At 67.5% G+C, this 21,799-nt stretch carries 22 protein-coding genes and 2 pseudogenes; 6 read left to right on the plus strand and 18 right to left on the minus strand.

Annotated elements, in window-relative coordinates:
- Window positions 1–56 precede the first annotated feature (56 nt).
- Window positions 57–1,634, plus strand: a complete 1,578-nt coding sequence (locus QR64_RS14150) for an ATP-binding protein (protein WP_235367148.1) — start codon at window positions 57–59, stop codon at window positions 1,632–1,634.
- 376 nt (window positions 1,635–2,010) lie between these two features.
- Here the strand turns inward: QR64_RS14150 and QR64_RS14155 are convergent, their stop codons facing one another.
- Entirely contained in the window at window positions 2,011–2,529 is a 519-nt protein-coding gene (locus QR64_RS14155; RefSeq protein ID WP_039585795.1) for a flavin reductase family protein, read from the minus strand.
- A 256-nt stretch (window positions 2,530–2,785) separates the two neighbouring features.
- Between QR64_RS14155 and QR64_RS14165 the strand changes: the two genes are divergently transcribed.
- Window positions 2,786–3,382, plus strand: a complete 597-nt coding sequence (locus QR64_RS14165; protein ID WP_373922192.1) for a TetR family transcriptional regulator — start codon at window positions 2,786–2,788, stop codon at window positions 3,380–3,382.
- Window positions 3,383–3,452: 70 nt separating this feature from the next.
- Here the strand turns inward: QR64_RS14165 and QR64_RS14170 are convergent, their stop codons facing one another.
- Genes QR64_RS14170 through QR64_RS14195 form a run of 6 tightly spaced genes read right to left on the minus strand, consistent with a single transcriptional unit; the run spans window position 3,453 to window position 8,403 of the window.
- Entirely contained in the window at window positions 3,453–4,583 is a 1,131-nt protein-coding gene (locus QR64_RS14170; protein WP_039585801.1) for an acyl-CoA dehydrogenase family protein, read from the minus strand.
- A gap of 1 nt (window position 4,584) precedes the next feature.
- On the minus strand, window positions 4,585–5,817 hold the full coding sequence (locus QR64_RS14175) for an acyl-CoA dehydrogenase family protein (protein WP_039585803.1): 1,233 nt from the start codon (window positions 5,815–5,817) through the stop codon (window positions 4,585–4,587).
- Between the two features lie 39 nt (window positions 5,818–5,856).
- Complete coding sequence (locus tag QR64_RS14180) at window positions 5,857–7,041, minus strand: lipid-transfer protein (RefSeq protein ID WP_039585806.1); 1,185 nt, start codon at window positions 7,039–7,041, stop codon at window positions 5,857–5,859.
- Window positions 7,038–7,448: a MaoC/PaaZ C-terminal domain-containing protein gene (locus QR64_RS14185; RefSeq protein WP_039585807.1), complete on the minus strand. Its 411-nt coding sequence runs from the start codon at window positions 7,446–7,448 to the stop codon at window positions 7,038–7,040. Before QR64_RS14185 ends, QR64_RS14180 begins: the two co-directional genes overlap by 4 nt.
- The gene (locus tag QR64_RS14190) at window positions 7,445–7,852 is read right to left on the minus strand and encodes a Zn-ribbon domain-containing OB-fold protein (RefSeq protein WP_024102932.1); all 408 of its coding nucleotides are present in this window, start codon (window positions 7,850–7,852) and stop codon (window positions 7,445–7,447) included. The genes QR64_RS14185 and QR64_RS14190 overlap by 4 nt, the downstream gene beginning before the upstream one ends.
- On the minus strand, window positions 7,849–8,403 hold the full coding sequence (locus tag QR64_RS14195) for a MaoC family dehydratase N-terminal domain-containing protein (RefSeq protein ID WP_024102933.1): 555 nt from the start codon (window positions 8,401–8,403) through the stop codon (window positions 7,849–7,851). Before QR64_RS14195 ends, QR64_RS14190 begins: the two co-directional genes overlap by 4 nt.
- A 194-nt stretch (window positions 8,404–8,597) precedes the next feature.
- Here QR64_RS14195 and QR64_RS14200 point away from each other — a divergent pair, with 194 nt between their 5' ends.
- Both QR64_RS14200 and QR64_RS14205 read left to right on the plus strand, forming a co-directional pair.
- Window positions 8,598–9,374, plus strand: a complete 777-nt coding sequence (locus tag QR64_RS14200; protein ID WP_006551924.1) for an SDR family oxidoreductase — start codon at window positions 8,598–8,600, stop codon at window positions 9,372–9,374.
- Window positions 9,371–10,285 carry an SDR family oxidoreductase gene (locus QR64_RS14205; RefSeq protein WP_024102934.1) on the plus strand — a complete coding sequence of 305 codons (915 nt, stop codon included), beginning with the start codon at window positions 9,371–9,373 and terminating at the stop codon, window positions 10,283–10,285. Before QR64_RS14200 ends, QR64_RS14205 begins: the two co-directional genes overlap by 4 nt.
- A 37-nt stretch (window positions 10,286–10,322) precedes the next feature.
- Here the strand turns inward: QR64_RS14205 and QR64_RS14210 are convergent.
- The 3 genes and pseudogenes from QR64_RS14210 to QR64_RS14220 form a co-directional block, all read right to left on the minus strand.
- A pseudogene (locus tag QR64_RS14210) lies at window positions 10,323–10,971 on the minus strand (GNAT family N-acetyltransferase); the annotation flags it as partial.
- A gap of 90 nt (window positions 10,972–11,061) precedes the next feature.
- On the minus strand, window positions 11,062–11,535 hold the full coding sequence (locus QR64_RS14215) for a nitroreductase family deazaflavin-dependent oxidoreductase (protein WP_006551921.1): 474 nt from the start codon (window positions 11,533–11,535) through the stop codon (window positions 11,062–11,064).
- A gap of 1 nt (window position 11,536) precedes the next feature.
- Complete coding sequence (locus tag QR64_RS14220) at window positions 11,537–12,700, minus strand: steroid 3-ketoacyl-CoA thiolase (protein WP_033096885.1); 1,164 nt, start codon at window positions 12,698–12,700, stop codon at window positions 11,537–11,539.
- A 180-nt stretch (window positions 12,701–12,880) separates the two neighbouring features.
- Here QR64_RS14220 and QR64_RS14225 point away from each other — a divergent pair, with 180 nt between their 5' ends.
- The gene (locus QR64_RS14225) at window positions 12,881–14,134 is read left to right on the plus strand and encodes a cytochrome P450 (protein WP_033096884.1); all 1,254 of its coding nucleotides are present in this window, start codon (window positions 12,881–12,883) and stop codon (window positions 14,132–14,134) included.
- A gap of 82 nt (window positions 14,135–14,216) precedes the next feature.
- Here QR64_RS14225 and QR64_RS14230 read toward each other — a convergent pair whose 3' ends face one another.
- From QR64_RS14230 to QR64_RS14260, 8 genes and pseudogenes are all read right to left on the minus strand, one after another.
- Complete coding sequence (locus QR64_RS14230) at window positions 14,217–15,482, minus strand: hypothetical protein (RefSeq protein WP_039585809.1); 1,266 nt, start codon at window positions 15,480–15,482, stop codon at window positions 14,217–14,219.
- A 60-nt stretch (window positions 15,483–15,542) separates the two neighbouring features.
- On the minus strand, window positions 15,543–16,115 hold the full coding sequence (locus tag QR64_RS14235) for an NTP transferase domain-containing protein (protein ID WP_039585812.1): 573 nt from the start codon (window positions 16,113–16,115) through the stop codon (window positions 15,543–15,545).
- Window positions 16,116–16,124: 9 nt separating this feature from the next.
- On the minus strand, window positions 16,125–16,538 hold the full coding sequence (locus tag QR64_RS14240; RefSeq protein WP_006551916.1) for a nuclear transport factor 2 family protein: 414 nt from the start codon (window positions 16,536–16,538) through the stop codon (window positions 16,125–16,127).
- Complete coding sequence (locus QR64_RS14245; RefSeq protein WP_006551915.1) at window positions 16,535–17,416, minus strand: TIGR03619 family F420-dependent LLM class oxidoreductase; 882 nt, start codon at window positions 17,414–17,416, stop codon at window positions 16,535–16,537. The genes QR64_RS14240 and QR64_RS14245 overlap by 4 nt, the downstream gene beginning before the upstream one ends.
- Before the next feature lie 8 nt (window positions 17,417–17,424).
- On the minus strand, window positions 17,425–17,742 hold a 318-nt coding region (locus QR64_RS27900), incomplete at its 5' end, for a thiolase C-terminal domain-containing protein (RefSeq protein ID WP_411908083.1).
- A gap of 1 nt (window position 17,743) precedes the next feature.
- Window positions 17,744–18,600: pseudogene (locus QR64_RS14250) on the minus strand (thiolase domain-containing protein); the annotation flags it as partial.
- Entirely contained in the window at window positions 18,600–19,661 is a 1,062-nt protein-coding gene (locus tag QR64_RS14255; RefSeq protein ID WP_006551913.1) for a thiolase domain-containing protein, read from the minus strand. The pseudogene QR64_RS14250 and the gene QR64_RS14255, both read right to left, overlap by 1 nt.
- 13 nt (window positions 19,662–19,674) lie before the next feature.
- Window positions 19,675–20,646, minus strand: coding sequence for a Zn-ribbon domain-containing OB-fold protein (locus QR64_RS14260; RefSeq protein ID WP_039585816.1), 972 nt, complete (start codon window positions 20,644–20,646; stop codon window positions 19,675–19,677).
- 90 nt (window positions 20,647–20,736) lie between these two features.
- On the opposite strand from QR64_RS14260, the gene QR64_RS14265 reads away from it, so the two are divergent.
- Window positions 20,737–21,774, plus strand: coding sequence for an LLM class F420-dependent oxidoreductase (locus QR64_RS14265; RefSeq protein ID WP_039585819.1), 1,038 nt, complete (start codon window positions 20,737–20,739; stop codon window positions 21,772–21,774).
- The last annotated feature ends 25 nt before the right edge of the window (window positions 21,775–21,799 follow it).

The following is a 21,799-nucleotide window of genomic DNA, read 5'->3' on the forward strand; positions in this document are numbered from 1 at the left end:
ACGCGCCGCAATCCCGACAGATCAGCGATCTACGGCTGTAGTACTACGCCGCGGTCATGAACTCCTCCCTCGGAGCCGAGGAGTTCGGTCGCCTGACCACCGACTTCCTGGTGCGGTGCAGGGATATCTTCCGAGATCTGTTCGATCAGTTCGAGAACCACGACGCTCTCGTCGACGCCACGAACCTGCTCCTGATGTGGGACGCGCAGCTCAACCTCCTCGACCAGATGGAGTCCTTCCGGCTGCTGGCCACCAACCCCGAAGCCGCCCGGATCCTGGCGACCGGCGCCATGAACACCGAAGAGTCGACGCTGCGGCTCCTTCGAGGATCGGGGCTCGATACCGGGCAGATCGACGGGATGCTCGGCGATATCGAAGCGCGCCGTAGGTTGATCGAGAACTTCACGCCGAGCAGGCAATTCGGGGAAGACCTTCGCAACGCCGTACTTTCGGCGTCTCGGTCTTATGCGGAAGGGATCGACAGCGCCAGCGCGCGTATCATCGGGACGCTCGAAGAACTGGCGGACGAGACACGTACCGCGGCCACCCGCGACGCGCTCTTCGTCACGGCAGCACTCGTACTCGCCCTGCTCCTCGCGATAGCAGTCATCCGTTCCCTGTCGGTGCCCCTGGGACGGCTGCGAGACAACACTCTCGCAGCGGCGAACACCGAGCTTCCCGCCGCCATCGCGGCGGTCAAGGACGGGGCCGACATCGACACCGTCCGTCTCGCTCCCGTCGGCACCGATACGGACGAGGAGATCGGCGAACTCTCCCGAGCGGTGGATTCGATGAACACGCAGGCGCTGCGTCTCGCCGGCGAGCAGGCCCACCTGAGGAAACAGGTGAACGTGATGCTCGAGACGCTGGCACGCCGCAACAAGACCCTTGTCGAACAGCAACTCTCGCTGATCGAATCTCTCGAATACGAGGAGAAGGATCCCGCCCGGTTGCAGAGCATGTTCGCTCTCGATCATCTGGCGACGCGCATGCGGCGTACCGGCGAATCCCTGTTGGTTCTCGCGGGCACGCGCCCGCGTACTCGCAGCGGTCCCGCACCGCTCGGCGACGTGCTCCGCGGTGCGGTGTCCCAGGTGGAGAATTACCAGCGGGTGCAGATCGGGAACACCCCGCGCGGATATCTCGTCGGTAAGGTGGTGAACGACGTGGTGCATCTGGTGGCCGAACTCGTCGACAACGCGCTGCGGGCTTCCCCGCCCACCACTCCCGTCAGGTTCGAGTTCTCCTCCGCCGTGGAGGGTGGCCTGCTTCTCGATATCGCCGATCGCGGAATCGGAATTCCCCGAGATGCCATGGAGGAGATCAATATCCGTCTCGCGGCGGGTGAGAATGCCGATGTCGACGCCCCGCGTCAACTGGGATTGTTCGTGATCGGGCGTCTGGCGGCCCGCAACGGCATGAGCGTGCGTCTGAGGCCGACCTTCGACACCGAGACGAACGCCGGTGTCACGGCGTCGGTCTACTTCCCGGCCGCTCTCCTCAGCGAGGTGCACACGGTCCAGCCCACCGTGATGACGGAACGCCCCCGCCGGCTCAGGACCGAGGAACTTCCGTCCTTGGTGCCGTCGACGACGCCCGCCGGAGGTATTGCCCACGGAAAGCATCGTGGTTGACGTGTGACCGGAAGTGATGCCACCGCCGTCTCGACGGCGGTGGCATCACTCGTACCGCGGGTGTTCCGGTCTGCCGGTGGTCTCGGCCGGCCACCGAACCGTGTTCGCACGGTACCCCCGGCTCACATCCCCCCGACGGACCCGTCGGGAAGATGCACTGCGGACCCGGGGGGTCGCGGCCACGGATGCCCCGTCAAGCGTTCGATGTCGTTGTTGAAGCGTTCGCGCTTCTCGCGGCTGTCCTCACCGTCGCCGGTCCGCAGTCGCGCCGGGCCCGTCTCGCGAAGGTTGCCGCCGGCGCGACGCCCTCCGTGAGGGTGTGACGACGACTTCCTCCGCCCGTCGGTAGCGGCGGACGGAGGAAGTATCCGCGGAGTTACCGCGCGTCGAGCCCGAACGCCCCGCGGTAGAACACCATCGGACTCCGGTCGCCGACGCACTCCAGTTCGGCGACCCGGCCGATGACGACGTCGTGATCACCCGCGACGTGCACGTCCTCCACCGATGCGTGCACCCGCAGCAGGACATCCGGCAGCGACGGAGTGCCCCAGCGGGACAATTCCCAGTGGAGACCGTCGAACTTCGGACCGCGGCTCGACCCGAAACGCGCGCACAGATCACTCTGGTCGGCACCGAGCACGTTGACGGTGAACCGGCCGACGCGGCGGATCCGCGGCCACGCGCGCCCGCGGTGATCCGCGCAGAACAACACGAGGGGCGGTTCGAGCGAGACCGACGCGAACGACTGGCATGCGAAGCCGGTGGGCCCGTCCTCGTCGAGACCGGTCACGACGGTGACGCCGCTCGCGAACCGTCCCATGGCACGTCGCATCTCGTCGGGGCCCGGCAGTTCGATCCTGTGGTCGGTGTCGCGGGTCGGTATCCGGGTCTGCATGTGGCTCACTCCGATTCGATCGTGGAGGTCGACTCCGACCGTCCTTCTCCGACTCCGACGTTACGGCCCGAGAAAGTCGGGACGGACCGGCTTCTCGCTCAGTGGACGCTCGGATCCGATGCCGTCCCAGCACGACGTCCGGTGCCCGTGCTCCCACCGTTCGGGACCGTGGACGATCCGCGATGCGACAATCTGCCGGGCGGTTCGGTGCAGAATCGACGGGTCGTCATCGTGGAAAGGGGGACCGGTGCCCAGAATCGGTAAGGCGCGGGACGGAGCCGAGCCGACCTCGGTCGAACAACGGCGACGCCATGTGCGGATCCTCGAGGCTGCAGCGCGGCTGGGGTCCGAGCACGAATTGGCCCGCGTGCAGATGACCGAGGTGGCGAAGAACGCCGAGGTCGCGATCGGCACCCTGTACCGATACTTTCCGTCGAAGACGCACCTGTTCGTGGCGTTGCTGCTCCACCGGCTCGAGCTCGGCGCCGACCGGTTGCCCGAACGGAAACCGGGGACGAGCGCGCGCGAGGCGATCACCGAGACGCTCGTCGAGATGACCCGCCGGTTCGTCGACCGACCACGCCTGGCCTCCGCGATGTTGCTGTCCAACAGCACCGCCCCGGCCTCGGTGGTTCCGGACTCCACCGAGGTGAGGCGGACGTTCCACCGAATCCTGTTCGAGAGGGCAGGCCTCGACGAGCCGACAGAGGAGGATCGCAACGCCGTGCGGCTGCTGTCGATGTTGTGGTCCGGACTGCTGGTGACCTATCTCAACGGCGGAGCGACCCTCGAGGAGACCGAGGCCGATGTGCGGAGGAGCTGCGACCTGCTGCTCGCGCACCTGTCGGAGTAGGGCACCGGAAACGACGCGAGTCCCCCTCCGCGGTCTGCGGAGAAGGACTCACGTCATCGGTGCGAGAAGACTATCCGGCCGCACCGATCGGGGGTGCGGTGTCCAGGACGTCCCCGAGGGCAGCTGCCGTCGCGTCGGCGCCGCCGAAGGTGAACGCAAGCTGCCGGCCCCACAGGAAGTAGCGGTGGATGGGGTAGTCGATGTCGGCGCCGATGCCGCCGTGCAGGTGCTGGCCGGTCAAGCCCACCCGCACACCGCCGCGGGACGCCCACCACTTGGCGACCAGGGCCGCGGAGTCGGCTTCGTCCTCGCGTCCGACGTCGATCAACCACGCGGCCTTCCGCACCGTGAGTCGGATCGCTTCGGTGTCGAGGTAGGCATCGGCCGCGCGCAATGCGACAGCCTGATTCGTCGACAGCGGGCGGCCGAACTGTACGCGCGCGGACGTGTACTTCGCCGTTGCCCGCAGCGTCTCCTCGCACACCCCGAGCTGAACGGCAGCCAGAGCGATGCGGATACGACGACGGGTCCAGGTCGCGATCTCCTCACCGTCACCGGGCAGGACGTCCTCGGCTCCGATGTGCACGTCCGTGAAGCGCACCGCGGCTTCGGCGCCACGTCCGGTCACGGCGACCGGGACGGCCTCGACGCCGGTCGCGTCCACCGGTGCGACCACCACGGCGACCGAGTCGTCGTCGCAGCGGACCGGGACGACGACGCCGGCGATGATGGGAGCCCACGGAACGGACGGAATCTCACCGCTGATGACGAGATCGTCGCCCTTGCGGATCGCTGTCACCGTGGGGCTCGCGCCGGGGGTGTCGTCGAATGCGCCGGTCAGGACGACCGACCCGTCGATGAGCTTCGGAACGTAACGCTCGACCTGGGTTTCCGTGCCGAACTGTGCGAGCGGAAGAGCCGCACCGGCCACGGTGGACCACACGGGAACGGGTGCGACGCGGCGGCCCTGCTGCTGCAGGATCGTCGTGAGCCCGAGCATGCCCATGCCGGCGCCGCCGACGGACTCGGGCAGAGCGAGTCCGAGGATCCCGGCGTCGGCGAGTGCCTGCCACAGGGTGGCGTCGAAACCGCCCTCCTTGCGCTCCACCTCGACCACACGCTCGACCTTGGCCAGCGAACCGAAGACCTGCGACGCGAGGTCCTCGACCGCGATCAGGTCGTCATCGAGTTCGAATTCCATGTCAGCTCCTCGTCTCGGCCGGCGTCTTCACCGCAGCCTGTGCCGTCGCGTCGGGGCGCCTACGGGCGCCCAGGGTCATTCCGAGGGTCTTCGCCGCCACGATCTCGCGCATCACCTCGTTGCTGCCACCACCGAAGGTGTTGTTCTGCGCGCGTCGACCGAGCGCTTCGACGCGGCCTTCGATCACGGCGCCGTGGCTACCGGGACGCAGCAGACCGCGGGCGCCGAGCACCTCCTGCAACATTCCGTAGGCCGCGACGACACCCTCGGTTCCGAACACCTTCGCTGCGGCGGAGTCGCCACCGTCGAGGGTGTTGGCCGCGATGTCCGACACCAGGCGCAGGTTCACGAGGTCGGCTGCCGACAGCAGCGCGTAGACCTCGGCGAGAGTCGAACGCACCCACGGGACGTCGAACAGCACACCGGGGCCGAAGGGCTCCTGCTTCGCCCAGGCGAGGACCTCGTCGTACATCTCGTTGGCGATGCCACCGCGGGCGGCCAGCGCGACACGCTCGTGGTTGAGCTGGCTCGTGATGAGGGTCCAGCCGCCGTTGAGCTCGCCGACGACGTTGCTCAGCGGAACGCGGATGTTCTCGTAGTACGTGACCGCTGTGCTGATTCCGCCGACGGTCTGGATCTCGGTGGCGGAGAAGCCCGGCGACGAGGTCGGCACGAGCACGACCGAGATCCCCTTGTGGCGAGGCGCGTCCGGATCGGTGCGCACGGCGAGCCAGATCCAGTCGGCGAAGATGGCCGAACTCGTGAACAGCTTGTTGCCGTCGATGACGAGTTCGTCACCGTCGATGCGTGCCCGCGTCTGAAGTGCAGCGAGGTCGGTGCCGGCACCGGGCTCGGTGTACCCGATCGCGAACTTCAGTTCACCCGTGAGGATCTTGGGAAGGAAGAAGTCCTTCTGCTCCTGCGTGCCGTACTTCATCAGTGCGGGGGCGACGGTGTTGAGCGTGACCAGCGAGACCGGCGCGCCGGCGCGGATCGTCTCGTCGTAGAAAACGTACAGCGCCTCGGGATCCTCCCCGCGTCCGCCGTACTCCTCGGGCCACCCCAGACCGAGCCAGCCGTCGGCGCCCATCTGCCGGTAGATCTTGTCGAAGACCGGTCCACCCTCGGTCTGATCGACCAGGGCGCGTCGATCGTCGTCGTCGATGATGCGGGCGAAATACTCCCGCAGTTCGGTGCGCAGCCGCCGTGACGTGTCGGACAGCTCGGGATGCATGTGGTCTCCTGAGAGGTGGTCGGGGCCCGGGTTGCGGGCCTAACGGTCGGCCGAGAGGACGATCGCGCTGTGCGGCACCGGCGATCCGCCCGTGACGAGCACGTTGTCGAGTGTCTTCGCCGGCTGGTTCACGGAGGTGCCGCGGATGAGCCGGACGCCTTCGGCGATGCCGTTGACGCCGTGGATGTAGCCTTCGCCGAGCTGACCGCCGTGGGTGTTGATCGGCAGTCGCCCGTCCACCTCGAGGTTGCCGTCGGCGATGAAGTCCTTCGCCTCACCGTGACCGCAGAAGCCGTACTCCTCGAGCTGGAGCAGGACCATCGGGGTGAAGGCGTCGTACAGGATCGCGGCGTCGATACCTTCGGGACCGAAGCCGGCCTGTGCCCACATCTGCCGGGCGACGAGTTCGACCTCGGGCATCGCGTCGATGTCCTCGCGGTAGTAGCTGCTCATCGAGATCTGCTGAGGACCGACACCCTGCGCTGCAGCGGTGATGATCGCCGGCGGGTGCGGAAGATCCCGTGCGCGTCCGGCACTCACGATGACCAGTGCCTGTCCGCCGTCGCTCTCCTGGCAGCAGTCCAGCAGACGCAGCGGGTCGGCGAGCATCCGCGAGTTCTGGTGGTCGTCGAGAGTGATGGGCCGCTCGTAGAACCAGGCCTTGGGGTTGTTCGCCGCGTGCTTGCGCGAGAGCACCGAGATCTGCCCGAAGTCCGCGCTGGTCGCCCCGTACTTGTGCATGTAGGTGCGGGCCAGGAAGGCCTCCTGCTGAGCGGGAGTGAGCAGGCCGTACGGGTTGATCCAGTTCCGGTATTCCTGGTCGGTGTTCGAGTTGTATGCGAAGGGCGGCGGCCCGGCGCCGAAACGGTGACCCGAGCGCTCGTTGAAGGCGCGGTAGACGACCACGACGTCGGCGACACCGCTCGAGACGGCCAGTGCGGCTTGCTGCACGGGTGCGCAGGCGCCGCCACCGCCGTGCGGGATCCGGCTAAAGAACTTCAATTCCGGGATGCCGAGCGCGCGGGCGACGGCGATCTCGGGGTTGGTCTCCATGGTGAACAGCGCGAAGCCGTCGACCTCTTCGACGCCGATCTGCGCGTCCTCGAGAGCGGCGAGGACCGACTCGCACGCGAGTTGCCATTCGCTGCGGCCGGAGTTCTTGGAGAACTCGGTGGCTCCGATACCGGCGATGGCGGCGGCTCCGGAGAAGCCCTTGACGGTCATCGGCTCTTCCTCTCGTACGGCTCCACCACGACCTCCGCGGTGACGTGGACGCCTCTGCTGTTGCGGCCCTGCACCTTCAGGGTGACGGCTGCGCCGTCGACGGCGGTCACCTCACCGTTCATGTGCATGGGGTCGCCGGGGAAGCAGGGCACGCCCAGGCGCAGCGACGCGCGGCGCACCCGCGCCGACGGTCCGGTCCAGTCGGTGACGTACTGGTCGACGAAACCGTTGGTGGCATTGATACTCATGAAGACGTCCGGTGTGCCGCGTCCGAGTGCGGCGTCCGGGTCGTGGTGCACATCCTCGAAATCCTGCGACGCGATCGCGGTAGCCACGATGGTGGTGCGATCCATAGGCAGGGCGAGTTGGGGAAGTTCCTGTCCGACAGTGCATTCGGCGAGGCTCATGCGTCTCCTCCGGGCTTGCGCAGCTGAGGCAGGATCTCGCCGTGTGCGTGCTCGGCGAATCCCACCTCGAGTTCCATGCCGATCTCGAGGGTGTCGTGGTCGACGCCCGCGATGTCGGCGACGATGCGGATCCCCTCGTCGAGGTCGATCAGTCCGACGGCGAGCGGGTACTCGAAGGCCGGATCCTGCGGGTGGTGAATGACCGTCCAGCTGTGAAGCGTTCCGCGCCGTGAGGATTCGACGGTCTTCCATTCGAACGAGCGGCACGCGGGGCATGCCGGGCCCGGAGGATGGCGCAGAGTGCCGCACTCGCTGCACTGCTGGATCTCGAGTCGGCCCTCACGGACGGCGTCGAACCAGAACTGGTTGTCCTGGGTGATGGTGAGCCGGGGGACGGCGGTCATCGCGTCTCCTTGTCGGTGTTCGGGTTGAACCGGAGCATCCGGAAGCGTTCCTCGGCGACGACTTCGCCGTTCTGGTCCTCGTAGCGCTTGTACAGCGTGAAGAATCGGCCGTCGCCGAGACCCGTTCGCTTGACCTCGGATACGGACTCGATCGTGTAGTGGGCGGTGATGTGGTCGCCCGGGACGAGTTCGCGGTGGTAGTCCTGCTCGACGTTCGTCGCGACGACGGAGGTGAAACCCTCCCGATCGAGGTCGGCAAGCATCCGGGAGTATGCGAAGTCCTCCACGACGCCCTCGGCGCGCTTGCGCTGCACGTCACGCCAGCGGCGGTAGCCGGCCATGATCCAGGTGGAGATCATGGCGGGCGGGCACACGACGGAGTCGCGTCCGGTCTCGCGCGCGGCCTCGGCGTCGACGTAGATCGGGTTGAAGTCGTCGTGGGCCTCGACCCAGTTGCGGATCATGGCGTCGTTGACGGCGTATCGGGCCACGCGGGGTGGTTCGGCCACCTGCCCGACGTACTTCTCGTAATCCTGCTCGACGGTCTGCATGGCCCAGTCACTCCTCTTCGACGCGCGCGTTCGTCGTCACGCTAAGTGGGGCCGACAAGCGAGTTCCCGTGATTCCCACTGAGCAGGAGCAGTGGCGGGGTGAGGGGGAGCCGGTACCGAACCAAGCGATTGCTTGGTAAGTTGTCGACGTGAGACCCGCGCATCCCGCGGGATGAATGACGTGGAGGCAGCGAATGGATCTGGGACTCGACGGCGCGGTCGTGCTCGTCACCGGGGGAATACGGGGAGTCGGTGCAGGCATCACCAGGGTGTTCCTGCGTGCCGGTGCGACCGTCGTGACGTGCGCTCGCAACGAGCCCGAACAGCCTCTCGAGGTGGACGGGCGGACCGCGGAGTTCCTGACGTGCGACGTCCGCGATGCCGATCAGGTGGCCGCGCTGATCGAGACCATCGTCGACCGCCACGGGCGGCTCGACGCCGTGGTGAACAATGCCGGCGGGTCACCGTACGCGCTGGCGGCCGATGCCAGCCCGAAGTTCCACGCCAAGATCGTGGAACTGAACCTGCTGTCCCCGCTGCTGGTCGCGCAGGCCGCCAACGCGGTGATGCAGAAGCAGGACACCGGCGGCTCGATCGTCAACATCTCGAGCGTGAGCGGATCCCGCCCCTCGCCGGGCACCGCGGCATATGGTGCGGCCAAGGCAGGCGTCGACAGCCTCGCACAGTCGCTCGCCGTCGAGTGGGCCCCGAAGGTACGGGTGAACTCGGTGGTGGTCGGCCTGGTCGAAACCGAACAGTCGCACCTGTTCTACGGAGACAAGGCCGGCGTCGCCGCAGTCGGCGAGACCGTTCCGCTGGGACGGCTGGCCCAGCCCGAAGATATCGGCCACTGCGCCGCATTCCTGGCCTCTCCGCTGTCGGCCTACGTCAGCGGATCGACATTGACCGTCCACGGCGGCGGTGAACGCCCTGCCTACATGGCAGCGGCCGAAACGAAGGAGACGAAGTGAGTGGACTGATGGACGGGCGCGTCGTCATCGTGACCGGCGCCGGACGCGGCCTCGGTCGCGCGCATGCCCTGGCATTCGCCGCGGAGGGTGCGAAAGTCGTCGTCAACGACATCGGTGTCGGCAGTGACGGAACCGCCACGGGGGAGAGCCCCGGTGAGCTGGTCGTCGAGGAGATCCGTGCGGCCGGGGGAGAGGCCGCCGTCAACGGCGACGACGTCGCCGACTGGGCCGGCGCCGAGAACCTCGTCAGGACCGCCCTCGACAACTTCGGCCGGCTCGACGTGCTCGTCAACAACGCCGGATTCCTGCGCGACCGCATGCTCGCCAACATGAGCGAAGAGGAGTGGGACGCGGTCATCCGCGTGCACCTCAAGGGGCACTTCGCGCCGATGCGTCACGCCATGACCTACTGGCGCGCCGAGGCCAAGGCCGGCAACCCCGTCGACGCCCGCATCATCAACACCAGCTCGGGTGCCGGCCTGATGGGCAGCATCGGCCAGGGCAACTACGCCGCCGCCAAGGCCGGTATCGCGACGCTCACGATCCAGGCCGCAGCCGAATTCGGCCGCTACGGGGTAACCGTCAACGCGATCGCACCCTCGGCGCGCACCCGCATGACCGTCGGGGCCGGTGGCGCGATGGCCGAGATGATGGCCGCACCCGAAGAGGGTTTCGACGCCATGGCGCCGGAGAACGTCTCGCCGCTGGTCGTGTGGCTCGGCAGTGCCGAAGCGAAGGACGTGACCGGTCGCGTGTTCGAGGCCGAGGGCGGCAAGGTGTCGCTGGCCGACGGGTGGCGCCACGGTGAGGCGATCGACAAGGGCGACCGTTGGGATCCGAAGGAACTCGGTCCCGTCGTCGAGAAGCTGATCGCAGCGTCGCAGCCGCCGACGCCGGTCTACGGAGCGTGATGTCCCCGCGCGTTTCCGGTGGTCATCACCGGAAACNTGCGGACGATGAGGGTGGAGCCGGGGAAGTAGGCAGCGAGTTCGGAACGTGCCTGCTTGAGCGTGGCGGTGCCGTAACCCTGCTTGCGGAACTCGGGATGCACCCAGATCCGCACCTCGACCTCGTTGCCGGTCAGCTCGCCGAACGCGAACCCGATGGCCTTCGGCTCGTCGCCCGAAAGATCTTCGGCCACAAGCCACATGCCGGACTCGTCGTCCATCAGCTCGCTGCCGCGCTGCCGCTCGGATTCGACCTGTTCGTCGCTGTCGTCACCCAGCTGGTCGGCGCAGCGCTGCTTGAACAGCGCCGTGTCGGCCGCGCTGTGGGAAATGGGCCGCAACCGGAAATGCGCGCCGGTCGCGTACGGACGCGCCGCCGTCGTCCACTGCAGCACCGCATCGAGATCGTCGAGTTCTTCACGGATCTTCTTCCGCTCCGCCTGGGTCAGACGGCGGAACGGAAGGTTCAGCACGGCCTCCGCGCAGAACTCGTCGGTGTCGAGCAGCGAGGCGAGCTTCGCGACCGCGTCGCCCCGATCCTTGCTCTCGACGATCACGTCGAGCACCTCGTGGCGTCGTTCGAGCGCCCGGAGCAGCGCGGCCGCGATTTCCCGCCGGTCGAGCACCTTGTCGTGATCGGTGGTTTCCATCGTGCGACATCCCTTCGTCGAGAACCTGGACGTACGAGACTCAGTATTCCCGCACGGGACCGTCCCGGCGAGCCGTGCCGGGAGGGACGCTCACTCGCACACGACGACGGGAATCACACGGTCGGTCCACGACTGGTAGTTGTCGAAGTCCGGGTACATCGCCGTCAGACGTGGCCAGTAGGCCGCTCGTTCCTCGTCGCTCGCGACCCGCGCCCGCATGGTCCGGATGCGCGACTTGATCTGCACCGTGGTCTCCGGGTTCGCCTGGATGTTGCGGAACCACAAGGGGTGCTTGGGCAGTCCTCCCTGGGAGGCGACGAGGACCACCTTGTCGCCGTCCTCGAGGAACAGCAGCGGGACCGTTCGCGGTTGCCCGGTCTTCCGCCCGATCGTGGTCACCAGGCACACCGGGATGCCCCACGGGAAGGCGCTTCCCACGCGCCACTTCCCGCCGATGCGACCGCCGGTCGCCCGGTACGCCGCGACGTTGAACCGCGACATCCACTTGATGATCGAGATCGTGGCCTTCGAGTCGAGGCCCTTCGGCGCCGCTTCGGTGCCCATGTCAGATGCGCTCGATGATGGTGCCCGTCGCCAGCGCTCCACCGGCGCACATCGAGATCAGAGCGGTCGACGCGTCACGCCGCTCGAGCTCGTGCAGCGCGGTGGTGATGAGGCGGGAGCCGGTGGATCCGACGGGGTGGCCGAGCGCGATCGCGCCACCGTTGACGTTGACCTTGTCCATGTCGGGTCCGTGCACCTGGGCCCAGGACAGCAGCACCGACGCGAACGCCTCGTTGACCTCGAACAGGTCGAGATCGCCGACGCTCATGCCCGCCTTCTCGAGAACCTTCGCGGTGGCCTGGACCGGGCCGTCGAGGTGGAACTCGGGTTCGGCGCCGACGAGAGCCTGCGCGACGATCCGCGCCCGCGGCTTCAGTCCGAGTGCCTTCGCGCGGTCGGAATCCATGAGCAGCACGGCCGCGGCTCCGTCGGAGATCTGCGACGAGGTGCCGGCGGTGTGGATGCCACCCTCGAGCACGGGCTTCAGCTTCGCCAGCGACTCGGCCGACGTCTCGCGCAGACCCTGGTCGCGGGTGACGGTCGCCTTCTCGCCGGTGCGGTTGCCCTCCTTGTCGACGACGGGTGCGACGACCGGCAGCACCTCGCGGTCGAACCGGCCCTCGTCCCAGGCCTGCTTCGCGAGCTGCTGCGAGCGCACGCCGAGTGCGTCGACGTCCTCGCGGGTGATGCCGCGGCGCCGCGCGATGCGTTCGGCGGCCTCGAACTGGTTGGGCATGTCGATGCTCCAGGACTCCGGCCGGCGCGGGCCCGCCTGGTCGCCGACGTTGGCGCCGAGGGGCACCTGGGTCATCGCCTCGATGCCGCAGGCGATGCCCACGTCGATGGCGCCGGTGGCGATGAGGCCTGCGATGAGGTGATTGGCCTGCTGCGCCGATCCGCACTGGGCGTCGATGGTGGTCGCGCCGACCTGCCAGGGCAGCCCCGCGTTGAGCCATGCGGTGCGGGTGATGTTGTTGGACTGGGCGCCCGCCTGGGTGACGCAGCCACCGATGACCTGTTCGACGAGCTCGGCGTCGATGCCGGCGCGTTCGACGAGTCCGGCCTGGACGGCGCCCAGGATCTCGGCAGCGTGCAGGCCCGCGAGCCATCCACCCCGCTTGCCGATCGGGGTCCGTGCGGCCTCGACGATGACTGGTGTGCCCACTTCGGGCTCCTTTCTCCTACGTTCTTCGCAAAATAGAACAGGTTTCTCCGAGAGGCAACAGAACTCGATTATCCACGGGACGTGCAGATCTCTTGGTCGCGCGGCGCGCCTGTGTTTGAATGGTTCTAGAACGTGTTACAAATCACGCGAGCGGTACTCGCCAGGGCAGGAGAGATATCAGTGGCGCAGCCGAACATCCCCGAAGACATCGACTTCACCGACCCCGATCTGTACGCAGACCGTATGCCGTTCGAAGAGTTCGCGGAACTGCGTAAGACGGCACCGGTGTGGTGGAACAAGAAGTCTCCCGACGTCGGTGGTTTCCACGACGAGGGTTTCTGGGTTGTCTCCCGGCACGAGGAGGTCCGAGAGGTCTCCCGCCGGAGCGACGTGTTCTCCAACTGGGAGAACACTGCGATTCCGCGGTTCAACGACGACATTCCTCGTGAGGCCGTCGAGCTGCAACGTCACGTCCTGCTCAACAAGGACGCCCCCGAGCACACCAAGCTGCGCAAACTCGTCGCCCGAGGCTTCACGCCCCGTGCGATCAACGGCCTGCGCGACGAGCTCGACCGTCGCTCCAAGATGATCGTCCAGGAGGCCTGCCAGGCCGGTCGGGGCGACTTCGTCACGCAGATCGCCGCGGAACTGCCGCTGCAGGCCATCGCCGACCTCATCGGTGTGCCGCAGGAGGATCGCGCCAAGCTCTTCGAGTGGTCCAACCAGATGACGGGCTACGACGATCCGGACAACACCGCCGATCCGGCGGCAGCGTCCATGGAAGTCCTCGGGTACGCCTACCAGATGGCCGCGGCCCGCAAGGAGAACCCGGCCGACGACATCGTCACCACCCTCATCGAGGCCGACATCGACGGTGACGAACTCGCTCCCGAGGAGTTCGGCTTCTTCTTCATCGTGCTCGCGGTGGCCGGCAACGAGACCACCCGCAACGCGATCACCCACGGCATGGCGGCGTTCCTCGACAATCCGGAGCAGTGGGAGATCTTCAAGCGCGACCGGCCGAAGACCGCCGCCGACGAGATCATCCGCTGGGCCACCCCGGTCACGTCGTTCCAGCGCACAGCCCTCGAGGACACCGAACTCGGCGGGCAGACGATCAAGAAGGGCGATCGCGTCGTCATGCTGTACGCGTCGGCCAACAACGACGAAGAAGTGTTCGACAACCCCCGCGAGTTCGACATCCTTCGTGATCCCAACCCGCACCTGGCATTCGGTGGAACGGGCGCGCACTACTGCCTGGGCGCGAACCTCGCACGTATGGAGATCGACCTGATCTTCAACGCGATCGCCGATCACATCCCGGACATCACGAAGATCGGCGACCCGCACCGTCTGCGGTCGGGCTGGCTCAACGGCATCAAGGAATTCCAGGTCGACTACAAGACCTCGGGTGGGTGCCCGGTCCAGCACTGACCGAACCGAACACCGACCGAACCGAACATCGAGGTCCCCGGCCGCCCCTGCGCGCCCGGGGACCTCGCACATCCCGTGTCGTCTACAGGACCTCGGACCTGCGGCCGATCCACCACATCGCGGCCCCCGCCGCGAGCACACCGGCTACCGATACACCGGTCGTGAGAACCGTCCACGAGTCCGGCGTCCACCCGGACGGAGAATCGGTGAGAGGCGTGTAGGCGGTCCATCCGAATCGGGTGAGCAGAGGCAACGCCATCACGGCGGGCAGCGAGAAGGACGCGGCGGTGACTGCGCTCGTCGACGGTAGTGCCGCGCTGATCGTGTACGCGGCTGCCACCGGAAGAACGAAGAAGGTCGCCAGGAGGTGGACGTTGTCCCAGGGCGCACGAGTGAAGATCGCCGTGATCGTGACGAACGCGAGCACGCCCACTCCGGCCGTCGGCCTCGGCGCGCGACGGCCCAGCCACGCGCCGACGGCGGCGAGCACGACCATCACGGCCGGCAGGAACCATCCGCCGGGAATCCACGAGGGAGCGGTACCCGCGGCGACGGCCACCGCGAAGGCGGCGAGCAGGACCGCTCCGCTTCTCTCGCGCAGCCACAGGGCAGCACCGATCACGAGTGGGACAGCGACGATGCCCCACAGCCATCGCCCGTTCCCGCCGGGACTCGCATCCGGAGACCACACGGCACTGTGAAGAGACCGATACAGCACGACGGCGACGAGCGGTAGGCCGATACCGACCACCGTTTCCCTCACATCCCATCGTCGTTCGTCGACCGAATCGGGAGCACCGGCACGCATCACGAGAGCCGCTGTTGCCACCGCGATGACAGTCACCGAGAGAACCGTCCACACTGTGTTGGCGGGCTGCGCCGACACCTCGAGGTACACGGCGCTTCCGGACGAGGAGGCCGCGAACTCCCGGTATTCCGCGACGGGTTCCGCGGTGAGCAGCGCGGCAACGACGCCACCGGTCATCACCGCGGGGAGCCGGGTGCCCGCAGTTCGGGCGCAGCAGACGACGAGGGCACCGAGCACCAGGCCTGCACCGACCGCCGAGACGTACATGTCGAACCGCCACGCACCCGGCAGGGCGACGACCGCCACGAGTGCGGCTCCGGCCACGACGGCGCCGAGCGCGCCCACCCGGTGGCGTAACCACAGCGCGATCGACGCGGCGACGAGCGCTCCCGTGGCAGACGCGGTGATACCCGAAGTCTCCACGGCACCGAAACTGAACCCGGTATCGAGTGGATAGGTGTCGACGCTCGGCGCGGCGAGGACGGTTCCGGCGGTGAAACTGCCGACGGCTGCGAGTGCGTAGAGAATCCAGGAGGGCACCCCCTACCTTCTCCGAGCGGTCACCGGGACGCGGCGCCGACACGCCGGGCGACGATGCGATCAGGTCAGGCGGCGAAGATCCTCGGGGGTATCGACGTCTCCGGGGTCGGCGAGCCCGGTGCAGTCGAGACGCCGCACGCGTTCACGATTGCGGGCGAGGAAGGACCGCGCGCCCTCGTCGCCGGTGGCGTCGGCGGCGGCGCCCAGCGCATCGGCGATGTCGAAGACCACCGGGTGACCGGGGTGATCTCCGAAGACGGGGAGCGTCACCGTCCCCGTGTGGTGCACATCCAGGAGATGGCGGACCAATTCGGCTGTGATGCCGGGAAAATCGACGACGGTGAGCGCAACCCTGTGGTGGGCTCGTGCCGCGTCGACCCCGCAGCGCAGGGATGTCGACATGCCGACGGTCCAGTCGGGGTTGTAGACCGCTGTCGCTCCGGTAGGGCACGCGGCGGCCACCTCGTCGCCGAATGCGCCCACGACCACGATCACGTCGTCACAACCACCTTCGAGCAGTGCCTCGACGACGGTATGCAGCAGGGGACGGCCGCGGTGGGGGAGCAGCGCTTTCGCCTGTCCGCCCAGTCGCGAGCCGTCCCCTGCCGCAAGAACGATCCCGGCTGTGCCCATGGCCCGACTCTACGAGACGGGGCGCACGGTTTTCATCGCGCGGTCCACTTCCCAGAACGCACGCAGCGAGACGATCCTCCCGTCGTCGTCCACGCGGTAGACGAACACGCCCTCCGCATCGATCAGATTGCCTGCCATCGTCGTACGGATAGTGCCGATGTTGACGCATTCGTCGCCGCAGACCAGCACGTCGTCGACGAGGAATTCGAGCTTGTCGGTGTTCGCGATGGTCATGTCGTAGAACTTCGCGATCGCCTCGGCACCGTGATGCCCCTTGCCCTCCGGATCGAAGCCGGACGGACCCACCGGATCCTCGACGCACGCGTTCTCCGCGAACAGCGCGAGCCACTCGTCCTTGCGTTTCCCGCTCGCCGCCGCCTGCGACGCCTTCGCTGCGATACGCGCCGGGTGTTCCTCGCTCATGCGGCATCCCTTCCGGGAATGTACTTGTCGGCGAACTTCCGCAGCGATTCCTGCTTCGCCTCGAGCGGGGAGTCGAAACCGTGGCCGTCGAAGATCCACGGCACCACGATGATGTCGGTGACCCCGGCGTCGGCCAGTTCGGCGTAACCGGAACCACCGAACCTGTCGACACACACCGTCTGGATCTCGAACGGCAGGTTGCTGCGGCCGTACTCGGCCCGCAATTCGCGCAGTCGGGTGATGACCCCGACCAGATCGTCGAACCCGATCATCGCCGACGTCCAACCGTCACCGACCCGGGCCGCACGACGCAGTGCCACCTCGGTGTGCCCACCGACGTAGAGCGGTACCGGTGCGGTGGGCGCGGGACTCATCTGCAGCCGGTCGAAGTCGTAGAACTCGCCGTGATGTTCGACCATGCCGCCGTCGAGGATCAGCTTCAGAACGTCGATCATCTCGTCGACGCGCTTGCCGCGCTTCGCGTAGGGCACACCGCACCACTCGAATTCTTCCGGCGCCCAGCCGATTCCGACACCCAGTCCGAACCGGTTCCCGGTGAGGTTCGCAACGGATCCGACCTGCCGCGCCAGCAGCACCGGATTGCGGGAGCCGAGCTTGAGCACCTGGGTGTAGAACCGGATCGTCGACGTGCTCGCCGCCATCGACGCCGCGGCGATGAGCGGATCCACCCACGGGGTGTCGGGCGTCCACATCCGCGAACCGTCGGGGGTGTACGGATAGTCGACCGTCTGCTTCTCCATGTAGAACAGGGAGTCGGGCAGTGCGATGGAGGTGTATCCGCACTCCTCGGCGGTCTGCGCGATGCCGGTGAGCTGGTCGAGTGGGGTCATCGCGACCCCGACGGTGAACGAGACCATGATGCCTCCTAATTCGTGGGCCGGTCGGAGCCCACCACCCACATGGAGAAGTACTGGGATCCACCGCCGTAGGCATGTCCGAGTGCCTTGCGGGCGCCGTCGACCTGGTGATCTCCCGCCGTGCCCATCACCTGGATCGCGGCTTCGGCGAACCGGATCATGCCCGATGCCCCGATGGGGTTGGAGCAGAGCACGCCGCCGGACATGTTGACCGGAAGCCGACCGCCGATCGCCGTCTCGCCGGCCTCGGTGAGTTTCCACCCCGACCCCTCGGACGCGAAACCGAGGTTCTCGAGCCACATCGGCTCGAACCACGAGAACGGCACNTAGATCTCGGCGCAGTCGATCTCGCCGAGCGGATCGGTGATACCGGCCTGCTTCCACAGTGCTGCGGCAGCGACCCGTCCGGCCTCCGGATTCACCTGATCGCGCCCGGCGTAGGTGGTGGGTTCGGTGCGCATCGCCGTGGCATGGATCCACGCCACCCGGCGGCCGGCCTGCTCGGCGGCCTTCGCGGTGTCCTCGTCGCCGAGCACGACCGCGCACGCACCGTCGGACGACGGGCACGTCTCGTCGTACCGGATCGGATCCCACAGCATCTGCGAGGCCTGCACCTTCTCGAGGGTGATCTCGGGCTGCTTCAGATGCGCGTACGGATTCTTCGCGCCGTTGAGGCGGTCCTTGACCGCGACCATCGCCCCGATGTGCTCGGGCGCACCGGACCGGCGGATGTACGAACGGACGTGCGGCGCGAAGTAGCCGCCCGCGCCGGCACCGACCGGCATGGTGAACGGGACCGGTGTGGACAGCGCCCACATCGCGTTCGACTCGGACTGCTTCTCCCAGGCCACCGCGAGTACCCGGCGGTGCACGCCGGCCTGGACGAGGCTTGCCGCGACGTTCGCCGTCGAGCCCCCGACGGACCCGGCGGTGTGCACGCGCAGCATCGGCTTGCCCGTGGCGCCGATGGCGTCGACCATCGACAGTTCGGGCATCATGACGCCCTCGAACAGGTCGGGGGCCTTGCCGATCACCACGGCGTCGATGTCGTCCCAGCCCACCTGGGCGTCCGTCATGGCGCGGTCGATCGCCTCGCGGACGAGGCCGGACATCGACACGTCGTGCCGCTTGGCGACGTAATGGGTCTGCCCGGTTCCGAGGACAGCTGCGGGTTGCTTCGCCATCAGTTGCGTCCCTCCAGAACGGCTACCAGATTCTGTTGCAGCACAGCACCGCTCGTCGCGTGCGCGAGTGCACGTCCGGCCGTGCCGTCCATGATCGCCTGCGCTGCGTAACCGATGCGCTCGAGACCGCCGGAGAACATCGGGTTGCCCGTCAGCGGCCCACCGGACGGGTTGATCGTCGTCGACTCGCCCAGGCCGATCGCCTCGCGCAGGATGAGTTCCTGGTGCGTGAACGGTGCATGCAACTCGGCGACGTCGAAGGCGGTGTCCCCGCCGGTGACGGCCTGCGCTGCGGCCCGGGTCGAGGGTGAGACGGTCAGATCGAGTGCGCCGAAGTTCGGTGAATCGGTGCGATGCTCGATCCCGGTGATCCACGCCGGGTTCTCGCACAGCTCGCGCGCCCGGTCGCCGGTCGCGAGGACGATCGCGGCCGCGCCGTCGGTGACGGGGGCGCAGTCGTGCTTACGCAACGGGTCGGCGATGTACGGCTGCGAGAGCAGGCCCTCGATGTCGAGATCGCCCGAGAGCTGGGCTTTCGGATTGTTCTTCGCGGCCGCGCGACTGCGCACCGCGACCTCGGCCATCTCGCGATCGCTCCACTTGCCGGAGTCGAGACCCATGCGGGCCTGCAGACCGGCGAGCGAGACGGAGTCGACGCCGAGCGGTGCCACGAGGTACGGATCGAGCTGCAGGGACAGGGTTCGGCGCAGAGTGCCGGCCGAGGACTTGCCGAAGCCGTACACGAGGGCGGTGTCGACCTCACCCGTGATGAGCTTGACCCACGCCTCGTAGAGCGCCCAGGCCGCATCCATCTCGACGTGCGATTCGTTGATGGGCGGGACGGCGCCGATCGCATCGATCGCCGAGATGAACGAGAATGCTCGTCCGGCAAGGTAATCGGAGGAACCCGAACACCAGAAACCGATGTCGGACTTGGTGATGCCGAGCTTGCCGTACAGCTCCTGGAAACACGGGACGAGCATCTCGACGCCGTTGGTGGTGCCGAACGTCTCGCGCACGTGCGGAGCGTGCGCGAAGCCGACGACTGCGATGTCTGTCATGTGTCCGCCGCTCTCAGAGGTGGTGTTCGAAGGTGTCGTAGTCGGCGTCGGGTTCGCCGGTGGGACGGAAGTACTCGATGTTGCGCAGCGTGTGATCCCACTCCTCGCGAGGACGCCATTTCGCTTCGACACGCATGCCCATCCGCACCTCGGACGCATCGCATTCGAGGATCAGGTGCAGGAACGGGATGTCGGCACCGTCGAGCAGTACGTAGGCGGCGACATAGGGCGGCTCGATCTGCTGGCCGAGGAACGGCACGTTCACGATGCAGAAGGTGGTGACGATGCCCTTGTCGGACACTTCCACGGGTTCCTTCGTCGGTACACCGTCGGTGGGGCTCGCACCGCGCGGGGGCACGTAGACCTTCCCGCCCGGGCCGGTGCGGCCACCGATGATCCTGCCGTCCTTCAACCCTCGCAGGTACCAGGATTCCTCGGGGGAGGCGGAGTGCCGGTAGTCCAGGTCGACGGGAGTGGTGATCATGGTGACCGGTTCACCCTCGGCCGCTTCCACGGTGAGGGTCGACTCGCCGGGTTCGAAGGCCTCGATGTCGTGGATCGCGCCGGTGCGCTCGGCCGCCCAGCGCACGCGCACACGCAGACCCGTCGCGATCTCGTCCGGCGACGCGACGTCGACCGCGTGTAGCAGCGTCGTGTCGGCTCCGTCGAGGCGGATCAGCGCCCATGCGAACGGCCGGTCGAAGGGCTGTCCGGGCAACGGCTCGGCGTTCCACGTCCAGCTCACCACGGTGCCGGTCTGCCCGACCTCGACGAAATCGGTGAGCGGTTCATGGGTGACCGCGTCGAATTCGGGGGGCGGGACGAGGGTCCGTCCGTCGGATCCGCGCGCGCCGAGAATGCGGCCGTCGCGCAGCCCGGTGACGAAGGCTCCGACGGTCGGCCCGGTGGATCGTGTGTAGTCGAACTTCAGATTCAGCGGTGCGCTCAGCGGTGGCTCGGCAACCGCGCTCTTTCCCAGGCTCACAATTTCGAGTAGAACAGGTTCTAGTGGTGCTGGCAAGAGCGGCACGCGAACTGCACCTCGCCACAATTCGTCCGACAGGAAAGGCGTCCAATGAAACTGGGACTGCAACTCGGTTACTGGGGTGCCCAGCCACCTCCGAACGCGCCGGAACTTGTTGCTGCGGCCGAGGCCGAAGGATTCGACGCCGTCTTCGCTGCCGAATCGTGGGGGTCCGACGCATTCACTCCTCTCGCCTGGTGGGGTTCGTCCACCGAACGGGTGCGGCTCGGCACGTCCGTCGTGCAGATCTCCGCGCGTACTCCGACGAGTTGCGCGATGCACGCGCTCACGCTCGATCACCTCTCGGGTGGCCGGCACATCCTCGGCCTCGGCGTCTCGGGGCCACAGGTGGTGGAGGGCTGGTACGGGCAACCGTTCGCCAAGCCCCTCGCACGGACCCGCGAGTACGTCGACGTGATCCGCAAGGTGCTCGCGCGCGAAGCGCCGGTGACCGGCGACGGACCGCACTTCCCGCTGCCCTACGCAGGCACCGGATCAACCGGGCTCGGTAAACCGCTCAAGCCCATCACGCATCCGCTGCGGTCGGACATCCCGATCTGGATCGGTGCCGAAGGTCCGAAGAACGTCGCGCTCACCGCCGAGATCGCCGACGGCTGGCTCGCGATCTACTACACCCCGCGCCTGGCGCCGATGTACGACGAGTGGCTCGACGAGGGGTTCGCCCGGCCGGGCGCCCGGCGCACCCGCGAGGACTTCGAGATCGCGGCGACCTGCCAGGTGGTGATCACGGACGACCGCGCAGGGACGATCGCGGCGATGAAACCGGTGACGGCACTGTACGTCGGGGGAATGGGCGCGCCGGAGTTGAACTTCCACGCGCAGGTCTACCGGCGGATGGGATACGAGGCCGTGGTCGACGAGGTGACCGCGCTGTTCCGTGCCGGCCGTAAGGACGAAGCGGCGGCAGCGATCCCGGACGAGATGGTCACCGAGACGATGATCGTCGGCAATGCCGACGAGGTACGCGAAGGCGTGAAGCGGTGGGAGGAGGCCGGCGTGACGATGCTCCTGGCCGGATGCCGTGACGTCGACCAGGTGCGCACGATCGCCGAGGTGGTGCTGCGCTAGATGCCGCCGCGGGCGGAAACCCTTC

This window comes from Rhodococcus sp. Chr-9 (assembly GCF_000801125.1).
Taxonomy (GTDB): domain Bacteria; phylum Actinomycetota; class Actinomycetes; order Mycobacteriales; family Mycobacteriaceae; genus Rhodococcus; species Rhodococcus pyridinivorans.

Coding starts and splice junctions, on each gene's coding strand:
- QR64_RS14150 (WP_235367148.1), top strand. CDS start 57: ATGAACTCCTCCCTCGGAGCCGAGGAGTTCGGTCGCCTGACCACCGAC.
- QR64_RS14235 (WP_039585812.1), bottom strand. CDS start 16,115: ATGGGCACAGCCGGGATCGTTCTTGCGGCAGGGGACGGCTCGCGACTG.
- QR64_RS14215 (WP_006551921.1), bottom strand. CDS start 11,535: ATGGGCACCGAAGCGGCGCCGAAGGGCCTCGACTCGAAGGCCACGATC.
- QR64_RS14265 (WP_039585819.1), top strand. CDS start 20,737: ATGAAACTGGGACTGCAACTCGGTTACTGGGGTGCCCAGCCACCTCCG.
- QR64_RS14190 (WP_024102932.1), bottom strand. CDS start 7,852: ATGACCGCCGTCCCCCGGCTCACCATCACCCAGGACAACCAGTTCTGG.
- QR64_RS14255 (WP_006551913.1), bottom strand. CDS start 19,661: ATGACAGACATCGCAGTCGTCGGCTTCGCGCACGCTCCGCACGTGCGC.
- QR64_RS14200 (WP_006551924.1), top strand. CDS start 8,598: ATGGATCTGGGACTCGACGGCGCGGTCGTGCTCGTCACCGGGGGAATA.
- QR64_RS14240 (WP_006551916.1), bottom strand. CDS start 16,538: ATGAGCGAGGAACACCCGGCGCGTATCGCAGCGAAGGCGTCGCAGGCG.
- QR64_RS14185 (WP_039585807.1), bottom strand. CDS start 7,448: ATGAGCCTCGCCGAATGCACTGTCGGACAGGAACTTCCCCAACTCGCC.
- QR64_RS14155 (WP_039585795.1), bottom strand. CDS start 2,529: ATGCAGACCCGGATACCGACCCGCGACACCGACCACAGGATCGAACTG.
- QR64_RS14245 (WP_006551915.1), bottom strand. CDS start 17,416: ATGGTCTCGTTCACCGTCGGGGTCGCGATGACCCCACTCGACCAGCTC.
- QR64_RS14195 (WP_024102933.1), bottom strand. CDS start 8,403: ATGCAGACCGTCGAGCAGGATTACGAGAAGTACGTCGGGCAGGTGGCC.
- QR64_RS14170 (WP_039585801.1), bottom strand. CDS start 4,583: ATGGAATTCGAACTCGATGACGACCTGATCGCGGTCGAGGACCTCGCG.
- QR64_RS14175 (WP_039585803.1), bottom strand. CDS start 5,817: ATGCATCCCGAGCTGTCCGACACGTCACGGCGGCTGCGCACCGAACTG.
- QR64_RS14180 (WP_039585806.1), bottom strand. CDS start 7,041: ATGACCGTCAAGGGCTTCTCCGGAGCCGCCGCCATCGCCGGTATCGGA.